Genomic DNA, 14,624 nt, shown 5'->3' with positions numbered 1-14,624 from the left:
TCTCGTCTTCACTCTCAGGTATCAAGCAGTGGCAACTGCCAATCTATCGGCACATCGCCACGTGCCTCCAGCCAGGCATTGGCCTGTGAGAAGTGACGAGAACCGAAGAATCCGCGGTGCGCTGCGAGAGGCGACGGATGCGGAGCGTGGAGTACCAGATGCTTCTGGCGATCCACGGCCCCCGCCTTCTTCTGGGCATGACTGCCCCAGAGCAGGAAGACGACACCCTCGCAGTGCTGGTTGATCACGTCGATGGCGCGGTCGGTGAACTGCTCCCAACCTTGCTTCTGATGCGAGGCGGCCTTGCCCTGCTCGACCGTCAGCACGCTATTGAGCAGCAACACACCTTGCTCCGCCCAGCTTTCGAGGAAGCCGTGATCCACGGGTTCGACCCCGACATCGGCAGCCAGTTCCTTGTAGATGTTCTTCAGTGAGGGCGGCGGGCGCACGCCGGGGCGTACCGAGAAGCACAGACCATGTGCCTGGTCCGGCCCGTGATAGGGGTCCTGCCCCAGGATCACGACCTTGACGTTGCTCAGCGGGGTCAGCCAGAAGGCGCGAAACCAGTCCTGCGAGTGCGGGTAGATCACCTTGCCGGCATCTTTCTCGGCGCGCAGGAAGGCCTTGAGCCGCTGCATGTACTCGGCATGGAATTCCTGCCCGAGATGCGCCTGCCAGTCGGCAGGCAGCACCTGGGAGCTACCGGAGGTGGCAGTCTCCAACGGCATGTCAGCTGTCGCTCTCTTGCTTCTTGAGCTGCTCGGAGATCGGTTCGACGTAGGCGATACCCATGTCCCACGGGAACTGGATCCAGCAGTTCTGCGGCACTTCGGTGATGAAATCATCGACCAGCGGACGGCCTTCCGGCTTGGCGTAGACGGTCACGAAATGGGCCTTGGGCAACATGTCGCGCACGGCACGTGCGGTGTTGCCGGTGTCGACGAGGTCATCGACCAGCAGCCAGCCGTCACCGTCATGATCGACGCCCTTGACCACTTCCAGCCCCCCCTGCTCCATGTGATCGTGGTAGCTCTTGATGCACACGGTGTCGATATGGCGGATGCCCAGCTCACGGGCGATCAGGCCAGCCGGGATCAACCCACCACGGGTGATGGCGATGATGCCCTTGTAGTCACGACCGATCAGGTCATGACAGAGCGCGCGCACGTCGCGGTGCAGCTGGTCCCAGGAGACGATGAAATGGTCGTGATAGCGTTCGGAAGACATGTGGGTCACTCGCAATGACGGAACAGGAACAAAGCATGGTGGCTGGCGTGCCACCCTACAAGGGACAGATCGCGCCGGTGTGAAACGACACTGCCGGCGACGACGATATCGGACGTTGTCTGCAACGACGATGGCCCTGCCAGAAGACAGGGCCATCGTCGTTGCGCAGGCTTACTCGGCTTCGGTAAAGCTGCAGGCGGCGAAGACGCTGTGGCCTTCCTCGCGGATCTTGGCGGAACCGCCCAGCTCCGGCAGGTCGATGATCGCGGCGGTCTCCACCACGATACCGCCGGTGCGCTCGATCAGCTTGCAGGCCGCCAGCATGGTGCCACCGGTGGCGATCAGGTCATCCATCACCAGGATGCGATCGCCTTCACGGAAGGCATCGGAATGCAGTTCGACGGTGGACTCACCGTATTCCAGCGTGTAGGTCTCGCTGATGGTCTTGAACGGCAGCTTGCCCTTCTTGCGCACCGGCACGAAGCTGCAGCCCAGCTCATAGGCCAGCGGTGCACCGATGATGAAGCCGCGTGCATCGATGGCGGCGATGGCGTCGATCTCCATCTCCTGATAGCGGTGCACGAAGGAGTCGATCAGCTTGCGGAACGCGGCGGAATTCTGCAGTACCGGCGTGATGTCACGGAAATTGACACCCGGCTGGGGCCAATCCGGCACGGTGCGGATGACAGACTTGATGTAGTCGCTGTAGATGCTCATTAAAGGGCTCCGTCGAGGAACAGGTATTTGCAGGCAAACAGGATGGCGAGAATCACCAGCCCCGGGCTCAGATCACGATAGCGGCCAGAGAACAGCTTGATCACGGCGTAGCTGATGAAGCCCAGTGCGATCCCGTTGGCAATCGAGTAGGTCAGTGGCATCACCAGAGTGGCGATCACCACTGGCGCGGCTTCGGTAATGTCATTCCAGTCGATGCGTGCCAGGCCACCTGTCATCAGGCAGGCGACATAGAGCAGCGCACCCGCGGTGGCAAAGGCGGGGATGGAGGTGGCCAGCGGTGACAGGAACAGGCTGACGAGAAACAGCCCCGCCACGACCACCGCGGTCAGTCCTGTGCGTCCGCCTGCCGCCACCCCGGTGGCAGATTCGATATAGCTGGTGACATTCGAGGTCCCCATCACCGAACCGGCCATGGTCGCGCTGGAGTCTGCCATCAGGGCACGACCGAGACGCGGCAGGTGGCCACGCTCGTTGGTGAGTCCCGCCTGCTGGGATACGGCGATCAACGTGCCCGAGGTATCGAACAGATCGACGAACAGGAACGCGAAGATGATCGACACCATGCCCAGGTTGAAGGCGCCGGCGATGTCGAGCTGTGCGAATGTCGGCAGCATGCTCGGCGGCATCGAGGCAAGACCATGGAAGTCATTGTTGCCGGTCAGGGTCGCCAGCAGCGTCACCACCAGGATGCCGATCATCACGGCGCCGATCACCTTGCGGTAGGACAGCGCGACGATCAGGAAGAATGACAGCAGCGCATACAGGGCTGCCGGCGAGGACAGATCACCCAACGTGACCAGGGTGCCCGGTGCATCAACGACGATGCCGCTGCCCTGCAGCGCGATGATCGCCATGAACAGGCCGATGCCCGCGGCGATGCCCGTCTTCAGTGAGGCCGGAATGGCGTTGATGATCCACTCCCGGATCTTGAAGGCGGAGAGCAGGAAGAAACTCACCCCGGACAGGAAGACCGCGCCCAGCGCGATCTGCCAGGGAACGCCCATCTGCCCCGCCACCGTATAGGTGAAGAAGGCCGTCAGGCCCATGCCGGGTGCCAGCGCGATCGGGTAGTTGGCGTAGAGCCCCATGATCAGGCAGCCAAGGGCAGCTGCCAGACAGGTCGCCACGAAGACGGCGCCGTGATCCATGCCGGTGGAGGCCAGCATCGAGGGGGCAACGAAGATGATATAGGCCATCGCCAGGAAGGAAGTGAATCCGGCGATGACTTCGGTACGCACATTGGTACCGTGCTCCGAGAGCTTGAAGAGACGTTCCAGCATGAGGGAAACCCTTATCCTTGAGCAGTGCCTGTCCGGCAAGCCGCAGTGGTCGATGACGTTCGGGAACAGCGGATCAACACGAACTCACTCGGACAGGTATGCTGCACAGGGGGCAACCATGGCTTCCCCCTCGTTCAGCCTGCCTGAACCACGATGCCCTGCCGGTGGCAGGGCATCGAAAGGCGCAACATGGTACCCAAAGGTCTGCAGCGAATCGAGCATTGCAGGCATATTTCCTGACCGGTCAGACGGGTTCTGGCGTCCTGCCAGCGAATTGACCCCGCAGCAAGCCTGCAAGCCTCATGCCAGCCGTGAGGCCATGACTCGCTCCACCGTCTCGACGATGGCCTGGGTCTGGGGGTCCACCTCGAGATTGACCCGATCCCCCACCGCGCGCTCACCCATCAGGGTGCGCTCAAGGGTTTCCGGTATCAGATTGACGCAGAAACGCGTGCCCTGGACCTCCCCGATGGTCAGACTGACACCGTCAAGTCCCACATAGCCCTTGTCGAACAGGAAACGCATCAGCTCAGCGGGAGCCTGGAACCAGATCCGGCGATTGTCAGCCGTGGCTTCAATGGCATCGAGGGTGACCATCGCCATGACGTGACCGGACATGGAGTGGCCACCGATTTCATCCCCGAAGCGCGCTGCCCGCTCGATGTTGACCCGACTGCCCACCTTGAGCTCGCCGAGGTTGGTCAGTCGCAGTGTCTCACGCATCAGATCGAAACTGGCCAGCTGACCCTCGAGTGCCGTCACGGTCAGGCAGCAACCGTTGTGCGCCACTGACGCCCCGGTTTCCAGCCCCTGCTCCAACCCCAGCGGCAACCGGACCTGATGGGTACGAAACTCCGGACGCTCTTCAATGGCGACCACTTCCGCCATGCCTTGCACGATACCGGTGAACATGCGCTTCCTTATCCTTGCACTGCTTCCCGCGGAGCGGGAACCCATGAATATGATGACAGGCCATGACACCCGGGCACTGATGACACCACGAGATCCGACATGCCGATGGGAAATCCTAGCATGTCGGACTCGATGCCGGCAGCCATCACGCCTCCTTCACGCCTCCTTCACGCCATCGAGCGAAGAGAAGATGAGCAGGCCTGCTGTCAAGGGTTGGCCTTGCGCCACGGGGCTGGCAAGGCGTCCTGCATGTAAGACATCTCTGACAGCGAGTATCGGCAAATTGCCATATCGAACGCCAGTTCGAATAAAGCGTCAACGCCAGACCAAAGTCGTTGACACCCCGAGGGTGGCTGATAGAATGCGCCTCAAATCTGTTTGGCGCCGATTTGTACCCGGATTGCGGGCGCCCACTTCGAGAGTCTGTCTCCCGGGGTGCAAGTTCTGCTAAAAGGGTGTGTCCAGCGTTGATGGCCACCCATCTTGGGTGGTCTTTTTTTCCTCTCTGGATCACTCTCCTCTTGCCAGGCGTGCCTTGCCCTTCTCGGCGCAGTGCACGACACACGCAGAACAGGCGGCTTGCCGCAGACCTTCGCCCGCATTCCGGTTGGTGCCTTAACCATTCGGACCCCCATGATCACACTCAAGAACGTCTCCAAGACTTACGGCAGTGGTGACAAGGCCGTGGTCGCGCTCAAGGATGCCAGTCTCACGGTTCCCCAGGGCGCCATTACCGGTGTCATCGGCCTGTCCGGTGCCGGAAAATCGACCCTGATTCGCTGCGTCAATCTGCTCGAACGCCCCACCGAGGGCAGTGTCGTGGTCGATGGTCAGGAGCTGACCGCACTCGACGACAGCGCCCTGCGTCGTGCTCGCCACCAGATCGGCATGATCTTCCAGCACTTCAACCTGCTATCCTCGCGCACCGTCTTCGCCAACGTGGCCTTGCCGCTGGAACTGGCCGGAATCTCCAAGGCCGAGATCAGCCAGCGCGTCGAGCCACTGCTGGAACTGACCGGCCTGAGCGACAAGGCAAGCCAGTATCCTGCCCAGCTGTCCGGCGGACAGAAGCAGCGCGTCGCCATCGCTCGCGCACTCGCCAGCCGCCCCAAGGTGCTGCTGTGCGATGAAGCCACCTCGGCGCTCGATCCCCAGACCACTGCCTCCATTCTCGAGCTGCTCAAGGACATCAATGCCAAGCTGGGCCTGACCATCCTACTGATCACCCATGAAATGGAAGTGGTCAAGAGCATCTGTGATCAGGTCGCATTGATCAGCGGCGGCGAGCTGGTGGAAGTGGCGGCGGTCGGCGACTTCTTCACCGCCCCGCAGACCCGCCTGGGCCGCGAATTCCTCAATGAATTCCTGGAACTCGAACCACCGCGCGCACTGGTCGAGCGCCTGGAGGCGACTCCCGGCCCGCACACCCATCCGGTGGTCCGTCTGGCCTTCAGTGGCGACGCCGTCTCCACGCCGCTGATCTCGCGCCTTGCGCGTGAGTGTCAGGTGGACGTCAGCATCCTGCAGGCCAAGGTGGAATCCATTCAGGACCGCACCCTGGGCCTGATGATCGCCGAACTGATGGGCGACAGCGCCCAGACCCAGCAGGCGCTGGACTATCTCGAATCCCACGACCTGAAAGTGGAGGTGCTCGGCCATGTCACCCGCACTGCTTGAACTCGTCCTGTCCTCCACCCTCGAGACCCTCTACATGGTCGCGGTGGCAGGCCTGATCTCCGCGGCACTCGGCATTCCGCTGGGCGTGGCACTCTACACCTCGCGCCCGGGCCAGATTCTCGCGCGCCCGGTGCTCAACAGCGTGCTGAGCATCATCACCAACATCGGCCGCTCGGTGCCCTTCATCATTTTGATGGTGGCGATCATCCCGCTGACGCGCCTGATCGCCGGCAGCTCGATCGGCACCAATGCCGCCATCGTGCCGCTGACCATCGCCTCGATTCCCTTCGTCGCCCGTCTGATCGAAGGCGCCTTGAATGAAGTCGGCCCGGGGCTGGTCGAAGCCGCTCAGGCCATGGGTGCCACGCCGATGCAGATCATCACCAAGGTCCTGCTGCCGGAAGCACGCGGCGGCATCATCAATGGTCTGACCATCACCGTGGTCACCTTGATCAGCTATTCCGCCATGGCCGGTACCGTCGGTGGCGGCGGCCTGGGGGATCTCGGCATCCGCTACGGCTACAACCGCTTCGACCCGATGGTGATGCTGGTGACCGTGGTCATCCTCGTCGTCATGGTGCAGGGCTTCCAGAGCCTGGGCGACCATCTGGTGCGCAAGTCGAACCACAAGTAAGCCTCGCTCCATGAGCGGCGACTGATCCACCAGTGGCGTTCGATCTACAAATCACACGGCTTTCGGTATCGTGACGGCTCATCACAATGAGCCGTCACTCATAACATCCCGCGGACCCCGCCGGTCACGTCGGATCACAAGGAGAACATCGATGCGCAACATGCTGACCACGCTTTCTTCCCCGCTGCGCCTTGCCGGTGCTGCCACCCTGCTCGGCGCCACCCTGCTGGCAGGCTGCGGCAACGACGCGTCCGACGAGAACACCCTCAAGATGGGTACCGTCGCAGGTCCGGAAACCGAGGTGATGAAGGTCGCAGCCGAGATCGCCAAGGAAAAGTACGACCTGAACGTCGAGATCACCGAGTTCACCGACTACGTGTCTCCCAACGCCGCTCTGGCCGATGGCTCGCTGGATGCCAACGCCTACCAGCACCAGCCGTACATGGAATCCATGGTGCGTGAGCGCGGCTACAAGTTCGCCAGCGCCGGCAAGACCTTCGTGTACCCGATCGGTGCCTATTCCGAGAAGTACGAAGACATCAGCGAACTGCCGGACGGCGCGACCATCGCACTGCCGAACGACCCGTCCAACGAAGGCCGCTCCCTGATCCTGATGCACGACCTGGGCATGATCGAGCTGACCGACAAGGACAACCTCGAAGCGACCCCGATCGACGTCGCCAAGAACCCGCATGACTACCAGTTCAAGGAAATCGAGGCTGCCCAGCTGCCGCGCATCCTGCCGGACGTCGACCTGGCCTTCATCAACAACACCTTCGCTCAGCCGGCTGGCCTGAAACCGGAAGACGCGCTGATCCGTGAAGGCGCCGAGTCCCCGTACGTCAACCTGATCGTCGTGCGCCAGGGCGATGAAGACAGCGAGAAGGTGCAGAAGCTGGTCAAGGCCTACCAGACACCGGAAGTCGAAGCCAAGGCCGAAGAGCTGTTCAAGGGCGCTGCGGTACCGGGCTGGAAATAAGCCTTCGAGCGCAAGCTGACAGCTGCATGACGCAAAGCGCCGACCCTGAGGTCGGCGCTTTTGCATCTGCTTGATGAATCTCTCATCACGTCCAGATGCCGACGCGGCGCAAGAGCGCGCGCAGGGCGTGCTTGAAACAGGCGACCCGCGACCGCATCCCTGCGTCACCGGCATCAACCCGCCATCCACTCAGGAGCCAATATGGCCACTCGTCCCGACTACTCACTGCTGGCCCGCCAGCTGGACGCCACGCTCGACACTCGCGACTGGCTGACCAACGCCTCCCAGACGGCTGCCTTCATCAACATGACGGTGGCGGACCTCAACTGGGCTGGCTTCTATGTGCAACGTCAGCCGCAGATCCTGCACCTGGGGCCGTTCCAGGGTCAGCCGGCCTGCCACCCGATCCCCTTCACCAAGGGCGTGTGTGGCGCCGCCGCGACCCAGCGCACCACTCAGCGCATCGCGGATGTGCATGCCTTCCCGGGCCATATCGCCTGTGACGCCGCGTCGCGCAGCGAGCTGGTCATCCCCGTTCTCATCGAGCAGAACGGCCAGCAAGTGCTGTGGGGCGTGCTGGACCTGGATAGCCCCAGCCCCGAGCGCTTCGATGAAGAGGATCAAGCCGGCATCGAACGCCTGGTCGAGATCTTCATCGCCTCCAGCGATTTCGACAGCGTGCCCGCCTGATACGCCCATCAGGTGCTGACATCATGTCCTGCCGCCCGCCATGCCTCCTGCATGGCGGGCGGTCTGCGTTGCGGCGGGTCAGGCCTTTCTTGCATAGCCCTCGCACAGCCCCTTGCAAAGCCCCTTGCACAGCCCCTGGCGAGATGACACGTTAAGAGCTCTCTGACCCGACAGGAGCAGAACATGTCATCCCAGTCGCCATCACATGACGCGTCTTCCTCAGCGCCTACCTCATCTTCATCGACCGCTCATCCTGCCCCGCATACGCAAGGCTCCCTCCAGAATCACGATGACGCCCATGCCGGGCTCGAGCAGGTCATCGCGCATCTCGAGCGCCTCAAGGCCTTCACGGCACGTACCGGCAATGACCTGGGCGCCAAGCGCACCCTGCTGGAAGGCTACTTCGCCGCCGATGCCAGCATTCTCGACACCGGCGTGACGCCACGCCTCGAGATGCTGCCGGGAGGAAACGGCGAGCGCCTCTGTGAGATATTGCCCGCACCAGACGGCGCACCGACACCTGCGCGTCGCCTGCTGTACGTGCATGGGGGCAGCTGGATCGCCGGCTCCCCCGCCGGTCATCGCCCGCTGGCCAGCCGTCTGGGCCGCGCGGCGCGCGCCGAGACCTACACGCTGGATTATCGCCTCGCCCCTGAGGCGCCCTTCCCGGCAGGCCTGGAAGACGTACTGGCCGCATGGCACTGGCTGTGCCGCGAGTTTCCGGATGACCACCTGCTGCTGGCCGGAGACAGCGCGGGCGGCAACCTCACGCTCTCGACCCTCAACGCGCTCAAGAGCGCAGGCGAGCGACTGCCGGACGCGGTGATCGCCTTCTCGCCCGCCACCGACCTCAGCTGGGGCAGCGCCTCGCTGTCGCGCAAGGCCGAGGTAGACCCGATCCTCGACCCCAATCTGCTGCCCTTCGTGAGCATGGCCTATGTGCAGGACGGTACCGACATGAGCGATCCACGCATCTCGCCGCTGGAGGGGAATCTGTTTGACCTGCCACCGACGCTGATCCAATGCGGCGAGGCGGAAATCCTGCTCGATGACAGTCGTCGCTACGCCGCGCAGGCACAGGATTGCGGCTCGCCTGTCACGCTCAGCCTGTGGCCGGACATGCCGCATGTGTTCGTCGGCTTCGCACCGCTGCTCAGCGCTGCCAACGCCGCCCTCAAGGAAGCCGGTGACTTCCTCGACACCACGCTTGCCTGACAGCACGGCCAGCGCCAGCGCTTCTCGACAGGCGTGTCTGACGCGCACACGAAAACGCCCGACTCGATGAGTCGGGCGTTTTCTGGAATCTGGTAGGACCAGGCGGATTTGAACCGCCGACCTCCACGATGTCAACGTGGCGCTCTAACCAACTGAGCTATGGTCCTGTATCAAGTGGCGCGATGTTGCCATCGATGCCGATGCTGGTAGGACCAGGCGGATTTGAACCGCCGACCTCCACGATGTCAACGTGGCGCTCTAACCAACTGAGCTATGGTCCTGTATCAAGTGGCGCGATGTTGCCATCGATGCCGATGCTGGTAGGACCAGGCGGATTTGAACCGCCGACCTCCACGATGTCAACGTGGCGCTCTAACCAACTGAGCTATGGTCCTGTGTCAGCAGCTGAATGAGGGAAGCGTTTGTGGTGCGAAGCGCTTTGCCCTGTCAGCGAGGACGTATTCTACTTATCTTCCGTTTTGATGCAACCCCCTGATGATAAAAAAATTTCTCGCCTGAGTAGCATCGCGATACTCGCCGTATGCGCCTTCTTTCAGGCGTCTCACCGGGGTCACCGATCCTCCCCCGAGAACGCGCGAGGCGGTGCCAGCCCATGCCGGCACCGCCTCACTTCTTTACGCCCTCAGCGCCGCGCAAGCGACATCACAAGGGCAACGGGGCGTCAAAACAATACCCATCGCAGTCCCGCGGCCACAGCCGCCCCCAGCAAGGGGCCGGCGATCGGCACCCAGGCATACCCCCAGTCAGAACTGCCCTTGCCCGGAATCGGCAGAAGCCAATGCGCGACACGTGGCGCAAGATCGCGCGCCGGGTTCATCGCATTGCCGGTCGGGCCACCCAGTGACAGACCGATGGCCCATACCAGCGCCCCGATGAGATACGGCAATACCCGGTCAGTGATCAGCTCGCTGTTGACCATGCTGCCGATCGCGAAGACGAGTACCACCGTCGCGATCGCCTCACTGACGACATTTGCCAATCGGGAATCGACTGCCGGATCGGTACAGAAGACCGCACGCTTGCGCAGCGGGTCACGGGTCACCTTCCAGTGGGGATAATACGCCGCCCACACCAGCACGGCCCCGGTGAAGCATCCCAGCATCTCCGCCAGCATCATCCTGGCCACCTCGAGCACGCTTGCATGCACGCCCAGCAGATACTTGGCGAGGGTGACCGCTGGATTGAGGTCTCCGTAGGGAGAGCCTGTCGAGGTCGACACCAGCACCCCGACCATCACCGCAAAGCCCCAGCCGGCATTGATCATCAACCAGCTGGAACCGGCTCCCTTGGTCTTGCGCAGCATCGCATTGGCGACGACTCCGCCGCCCAGCAGGATCATGAGCGTGGTACCCAGAAATTCGCCCGTCATGACGTCAGTCCACATGCCAGATGACCTCCGTCACTTGTCCCCATCCACCACCCACTGTGTCTTCCAGCCCCGAGAGAGGTCGCGGCATCGCTCCCCCAGACAGGAATGTCGGCACACGGGCACAAAGACTTCGCCCCGTCGAGTGACGGGGCGAAGGAGGCGTTACATTGCCACAGCTGACGAGGTGGCTCCAGCCACTTGCGACAGAAGGGCTTACAGCAGCAGATTCCACATGCTGGCCGCGATCAATGCCCCCGCCAGCGGCCCGGCGATGGGCACCCAGGCATATCCCCACCCGGAGGCACCCTTGCCATGGATCGGCAGCAGCGAGTGCGCGATGCGAGGACCAAGATCACGCGCCGGATTGATGGCATAGCCCGTGGCGCCACCCAGCGACAGCCCGATGGCCCACACCAGCATGCCGACCAGATACGGCAGCAGGCCGGCACTGATCTTGCCGGAACCGACGATGGCGCCGATGCCGAAGATCAGCACCACGGTGCCGATCACCTCACTGAGCATGTTGCCCAACCGGCATTCGACCGCGGGGTCAGTACAGAACACCGCACGCTTGAGGCCAGCGTCGCCGGTACGCTTCCAATGCGGCAGATAGGCAAGCCACACCATCACCGCACCGGCGAAGCAGCCCAGCATCTGGGCGATGACATGACGCGCCACATCAATGAGGGTGGCATGCACCCCGAGCAGGTACTTGGCGAGGGTCACCGCCGGATTGAGGTCCGCCTGGGGCGAGCCGGTGGAAACGGCCACGAACACCCCGATCATCACCGCAAATCCCCAGCCGGTGGTGATCACGATCCACCCGGAGCCGTTGCCCTTGGTATCCGCGAGTACCACGTTGGCGACCACACCGCCGCCGAAGAGGATCAGGAACAGGCAACCGAGAAACTCGCCCGTCATGACGTCAGTCCACATGTCAGTGACCTCCGTCGCTCTTCACCCGTTCGACGGCTTCCAGCCAACCGGCATAGAGGCGCTCACGCTGCTCTTCCGCCATCTCCGGCGCGAAGGTGCGCTCGCAGTGCCACAGCTCGCTGATCTCTTCCAGACTTTCATACCAACCGATATGCAGGCCGGCCAGATACGCCACACCCAGCGCGGTGGTTTCCAGCACGCGCGGGCGATCCACCTTCACGCCCAGCATGTCGGAGAGGAACTGCATTACCCAGTTGTTGCTGACCATGCCGCCATCCACGCGCAGATTCGCGCAATTGATGGTGACGTCATCCAGCATGCACTCCTGCAGATCTCGGGTCTGATAGCACACCGATTGCAGGCCGGCCGCGACGATGTCGGTGATGCCGGTACCTCGGGTCAGCCCCAGGATCGCGCCGCGAGCCTGCGGGTCCCAGTGTGGCGCTCCCAGGCCGGTGAAGGCCGGCACCATGTAGACGCCGTGATCTGCGCTGGCCGCACGTGCCAGCGGCTCGGTCTCGGAGGCGTCGGAGAACAGCTTCAGGCCATCACGCAGCCACTGCACGGTGGCGCCGGCCACGAAGATGCTGCCTTCCATGGCGAAGGTCGGCTTGCCGTTGAGGCGATAACCGACGGTGGTGAGCAGACGGTTCCTGGACAGCTCCATCTTCTCGCCGGTGTTCATGATCATGAAGCAGCCCGTGCCATAGGTGCTCTTGCTCATGCCCGGCGTGAAACAGGCCTGCCCGACCAGCGCCGCCTGCTGATCGCCCGCCACGCCACGGATCGGCATTGCCGCCCCGAACAGCTGCGGATCGGTGGTGCCGAAATCATCACTGGAATCCAGCACTTCCGGCAGCAGGCATTCCGGGATGCCGAACAGCGCCAGAAGCTCGCTGTCCCAGCACTGATCAACGATGTTGAACAGGCAGGTGCGCGAGGCGTTGGTGGCATCGGTCACGTGACGGGCCCCACCGGTCAGCTTCCAGATCAGATAGCTGTCGACGGTTCCGAAGGCCAGTTCGCCCTTCTCGGCGCGCGCACGCACGCCTTCGACGTTCTCGAGAATCCAGCGCAGCTTGGTCGCGGAGAAGTACGGGTCAATCAGCAGGCCGGTCTTGCGCTGAATCATCTCGCCATGGCCGGCATCGGAAAGCTCACGGCAGTACTCGTGGGTCCGGCGGTCCTGCCAGACGATGGCGTTGTAGACCGGTACGCCGGTCTTGCGATCCCAGACGATCGTGGTCTCACGCTGGTTGGTGATCCCGATGGCCGCGACCTGCTCAGCGCCGATATTGGTATTGATCAGCGCCTGATGCACGGTGCGCTTCACCGATCCCCAGATATCATCGACGTGATGCTCGACCCAGCCGCTGTTCGGAAAGTGTTGCGCAAATTCTTCTTGTGCCAGTCCGGTCACCGCGCCTTCACGATCGAAGAGGATGGCGCGCGAGCTGGTGGTTCCCTGGTCAATGGACAGAATGTGGTTGGTCATCGTCAATATCTCCCGGTAGTCCGTTACAAGATGGCCCGCCCATGCAACGTTCAGCGGGCCATTTGAATGATCATGTTTCCGCTGGGAATCAGCTGGCGGTGCGTGCCGACATGCGAGCGCTCTCGAAGATCGTCAATGACAACAGGACGACCGCCATCACGCACGAGCCAATCAACAACATGAAACCACCATCCCATCCATAGGCATCTACCGTATAGCCTACCAAGGCACTGGCAGCGACAGAGCCGCCCAGGTAACCGAACAGGCCGGTGAAGCCAGCCGCGGTCCCTGCCGCCTTCTTGGGTACCAGCTCAAGCGCCTGCAGACCGATCAGCATGACCGGGCCATAGATCAGGAAGCCGATGGCGACCAGACACAGCATGTCGATTCCCGGATTACCGGCAGGATTCAACCAATAGACAGTCGTGAAGACGGCGACCAGCGCCATGAAACACACCCCTGTCGCACCGCGGTTGCCCCGGAACAGCTTGTCGGACAACCAACCACACAGCAGCGTGCCGGGGATACCGGCCCACTCATACAGGAAATACGCCCAGGAGGACTTGTCGACGCTGAAGCTCTTGGCTTCCTGCAGGTAGGTCGGCGCCCAGTCGAGGACCCCGTAACGCAGCAGATACACGAAGACATTCGCCAGCGCGATGTACCAGAGCATGCGATTCTTGAATACGTACTTGACCAGGATCTCCCGCGTGGAGAATTCCTGTTCGTGGCTTTCATCGTATCCCGGCGGGTAGTCATTCTTGTGCTTCTCGATGGGAGGCAAGCCACAGCTCTGCGGCGTGTCTCGCATGGTCAGCAGGGCGAAGATCGCCACGAAGACGGCCAGCGCGGCGGGCACATAGAACGCGGACTGCCAGTCGTTGAACCAGGCCATGCCAAGAATGAACAGCGGACCGACAAGACCGCCGCCGACGTTATGGGCCACGTTCCACACCGAGACGATCTGGCCACGCTCACTCTGTGACCACCAGTGCACCATGGTGCGACCGCAGGGCGGCCATCCCATGCCCTGCACCCACCCATTGAGGAACAGCAGCACGAACATGATGCCGATGCTGGAGGTTGCCCAGTCAGTGAAACCGAAAAGGAACATGATGCCGGCAGACATCAGAAGACCGGCAGGAAGGAAGTAACGCGGGTTGGAGCGGTCAGAGACAGCCCCCATCACGAACTTGGAGATACCATAGGCGATCGACACGCCGGCAAAGGCCAGACCAAGATCACCACGGGAATAGCCCTGCTCCACCAGGGAAGGCATGGCCAGGGAGAAGTTCTTGCGTACCAGATAGTAGCCGGCATAGCCTAGAAAGATACCGAGAAAGATCTGCCATCTCAGTCGCTTATAGGTGTCGTCTACCTTGGCGTCGTGAAGCGGTGTGGCGTGCACCGCGGATTTGAATAAACCGTACATTCTGCTGCTCGCTCCTGAT

General features: G+C 62.3%; 14 protein-coding genes and 3 tRNA genes. 5 read left to right on the top strand and 12 right to left on the bottom strand.

Going from position 1 to position 14,624, the window contains the following annotated elements; translation table 11 throughout:
- Positions 1 to 14 precede the first annotated feature (14 nt).
- From ung to OW493_RS14460, 5 genes are all read right to left on the bottom strand, one after another.
- Positions 15 to 728 (bottom strand): uracil-DNA glycosylase, encoded by a 714-nt coding sequence (gene ung, locus OW493_RS14480; protein WP_141392391.1) that lies wholly within the window; start codon positions 726 to 728, stop codon positions 15 to 17.
- Between the two features lies 1 nt (position 729).
- Positions 730 to 1,227: a xanthine phosphoribosyltransferase gene (gene gpt, locus OW493_RS14475; protein WP_077374580.1), complete on the bottom strand. Its 498-nt coding sequence runs from the start codon at positions 1,225 to 1,227 to the stop codon at positions 730 to 732.
- A 171-nt stretch (positions 1,228 to 1,398) separates the two neighbouring features.
- The gene (locus tag OW493_RS14470) at positions 1,399 to 1,944 is read right to left on the bottom strand and encodes an adenine phosphoribosyltransferase (RefSeq protein ID WP_077374582.1); all 546 of its coding nucleotides are present in this window, start codon (positions 1,942 to 1,944) and stop codon (positions 1,399 to 1,401) included.
- Positions 1,944 to 3,245, bottom strand: coding sequence for an NCS2 family permease (locus OW493_RS14465; protein WP_289864652.1), 1,302 nt, complete (start codon positions 3,243 to 3,245; stop codon positions 1,944 to 1,946). Before OW493_RS14465 ends, OW493_RS14470 begins: the two co-directional genes overlap by 1 nt.
- A 300-nt stretch (positions 3,246 to 3,545) precedes the next feature.
- Positions 3,546 to 4,157 (bottom strand): riboflavin synthase subunit alpha, encoded by a 612-nt coding sequence (locus OW493_RS14460; RefSeq protein ID WP_289864649.1) that lies wholly within the window; start codon positions 4,155 to 4,157, stop codon positions 3,546 to 3,548.
- A gap of 633 nt (positions 4,158 to 4,790) precedes the next feature.
- On the opposite strand from OW493_RS14460, the gene OW493_RS14455 reads away from it, so the two are divergent.
- The 5 genes from OW493_RS14455 (at position 4,791) to OW493_RS14435 (ending at position 9,352) form a co-directional block, all read left to right on the top strand.
- Entirely contained in the window at positions 4,791 to 5,834 is a 1,044-nt protein-coding gene (locus OW493_RS14455) for a methionine ABC transporter ATP-binding protein (RefSeq protein ID WP_077374589.1), read from the top strand.
- On the top strand, positions 5,815 to 6,468 hold the full coding sequence (locus OW493_RS14450) for a methionine ABC transporter permease (RefSeq protein WP_077374591.1): 654 nt from the start codon (positions 5,815 to 5,817) through the stop codon (positions 6,466 to 6,468). The genes OW493_RS14455 and OW493_RS14450 overlap by 20 nt, the downstream gene beginning before the upstream one ends.
- 160 nt (positions 6,469 to 6,628) lie before the next feature.
- Positions 6,629 to 7,447, top strand: coding sequence for a MetQ/NlpA family ABC transporter substrate-binding protein (locus OW493_RS14445; RefSeq protein WP_077375588.1), 819 nt, complete (start codon positions 6,629 to 6,631; stop codon positions 7,445 to 7,447).
- 201 nt (positions 7,448 to 7,648) lie between these two features.
- On the top strand, positions 7,649 to 8,137 hold the full coding sequence (locus OW493_RS14440) for a GAF domain-containing protein (protein ID WP_077374593.1): 489 nt from the start codon (positions 7,649 to 7,651) through the stop codon (positions 8,135 to 8,137).
- Between the two features lie 183 nt (positions 8,138 to 8,320).
- Positions 8,321 to 9,352, top strand: coding sequence for an alpha/beta hydrolase (locus OW493_RS14435; protein WP_289864643.1), 1,032 nt, complete (start codon positions 8,321 to 8,323; stop codon positions 9,350 to 9,352).
- A gap of 90 nt (positions 9,353 to 9,442) precedes the next feature.
- Here OW493_RS14435 and OW493_RS14430 read toward each other — a convergent pair.
- The 7 genes from OW493_RS14430 to glpT form a co-directional block, all read right to left on the bottom strand.
- Positions 9,443 to 9,519: transfer RNA gene (locus OW493_RS14430), tRNA-Val, on the bottom strand.
- Positions 9,520 to 9,556: 37 nt separating this feature from the next.
- Positions 9,557 to 9,633 (bottom strand) — tRNA-Val (locus OW493_RS14425).
- Between the two features lie 37 nt (positions 9,634 to 9,670).
- Positions 9,671 to 9,747, bottom strand: a tRNA-Val gene (locus OW493_RS14420).
- Between the two features lie 287 nt (positions 9,748 to 10,034).
- Positions 10,035 to 10,757, bottom strand: a complete 723-nt coding sequence (locus OW493_RS14415; protein ID WP_084208139.1) for an MIP/aquaporin family protein — start codon at positions 10,755 to 10,757, stop codon at positions 10,035 to 10,037.
- Positions 10,758 to 10,955: 198 nt separating this feature from the next.
- Positions 10,956 to 11,678, bottom strand: coding sequence for an MIP/aquaporin family protein (locus tag OW493_RS14410; protein WP_077374599.1), 723 nt, complete (start codon positions 11,676 to 11,678; stop codon positions 10,956 to 10,958).
- Between the two features lies 1 nt (position 11,679).
- The gene (gene glpK, locus OW493_RS14405) at positions 11,680 to 13,173 is read right to left on the bottom strand and encodes a glycerol kinase GlpK (protein WP_077374601.1); all 1,494 of its coding nucleotides are present in this window, start codon (positions 13,171 to 13,173) and stop codon (positions 11,680 to 11,682) included.
- An 88-nt stretch (positions 13,174 to 13,261) separates the two neighbouring features.
- A complete protein-coding gene (gene glpT / locus OW493_RS14400) occupies positions 13,262 to 14,605 on the bottom strand; it encodes a glycerol-3-phosphate transporter (protein WP_077374603.1) in 1,344 nt (447 codons plus the stop codon).
- Positions 14,606 to 14,624 lie beyond the last annotated feature (19 nt).

The sequence above is a fragment of the Cobetia sp. 14N.309.X.WAT.E.A4 genome (genome assembly GCF_030397495.1).
GTDB classification, from domain to species: domain Bacteria; phylum Pseudomonadota; class Gammaproteobacteria; order Pseudomonadales; family Halomonadaceae; genus Cobetia; species Cobetia marina.
Note: the sequence above shows the minus strand (reverse complement) of the source record. Positions and strands in the feature narration are given on the sequence as shown.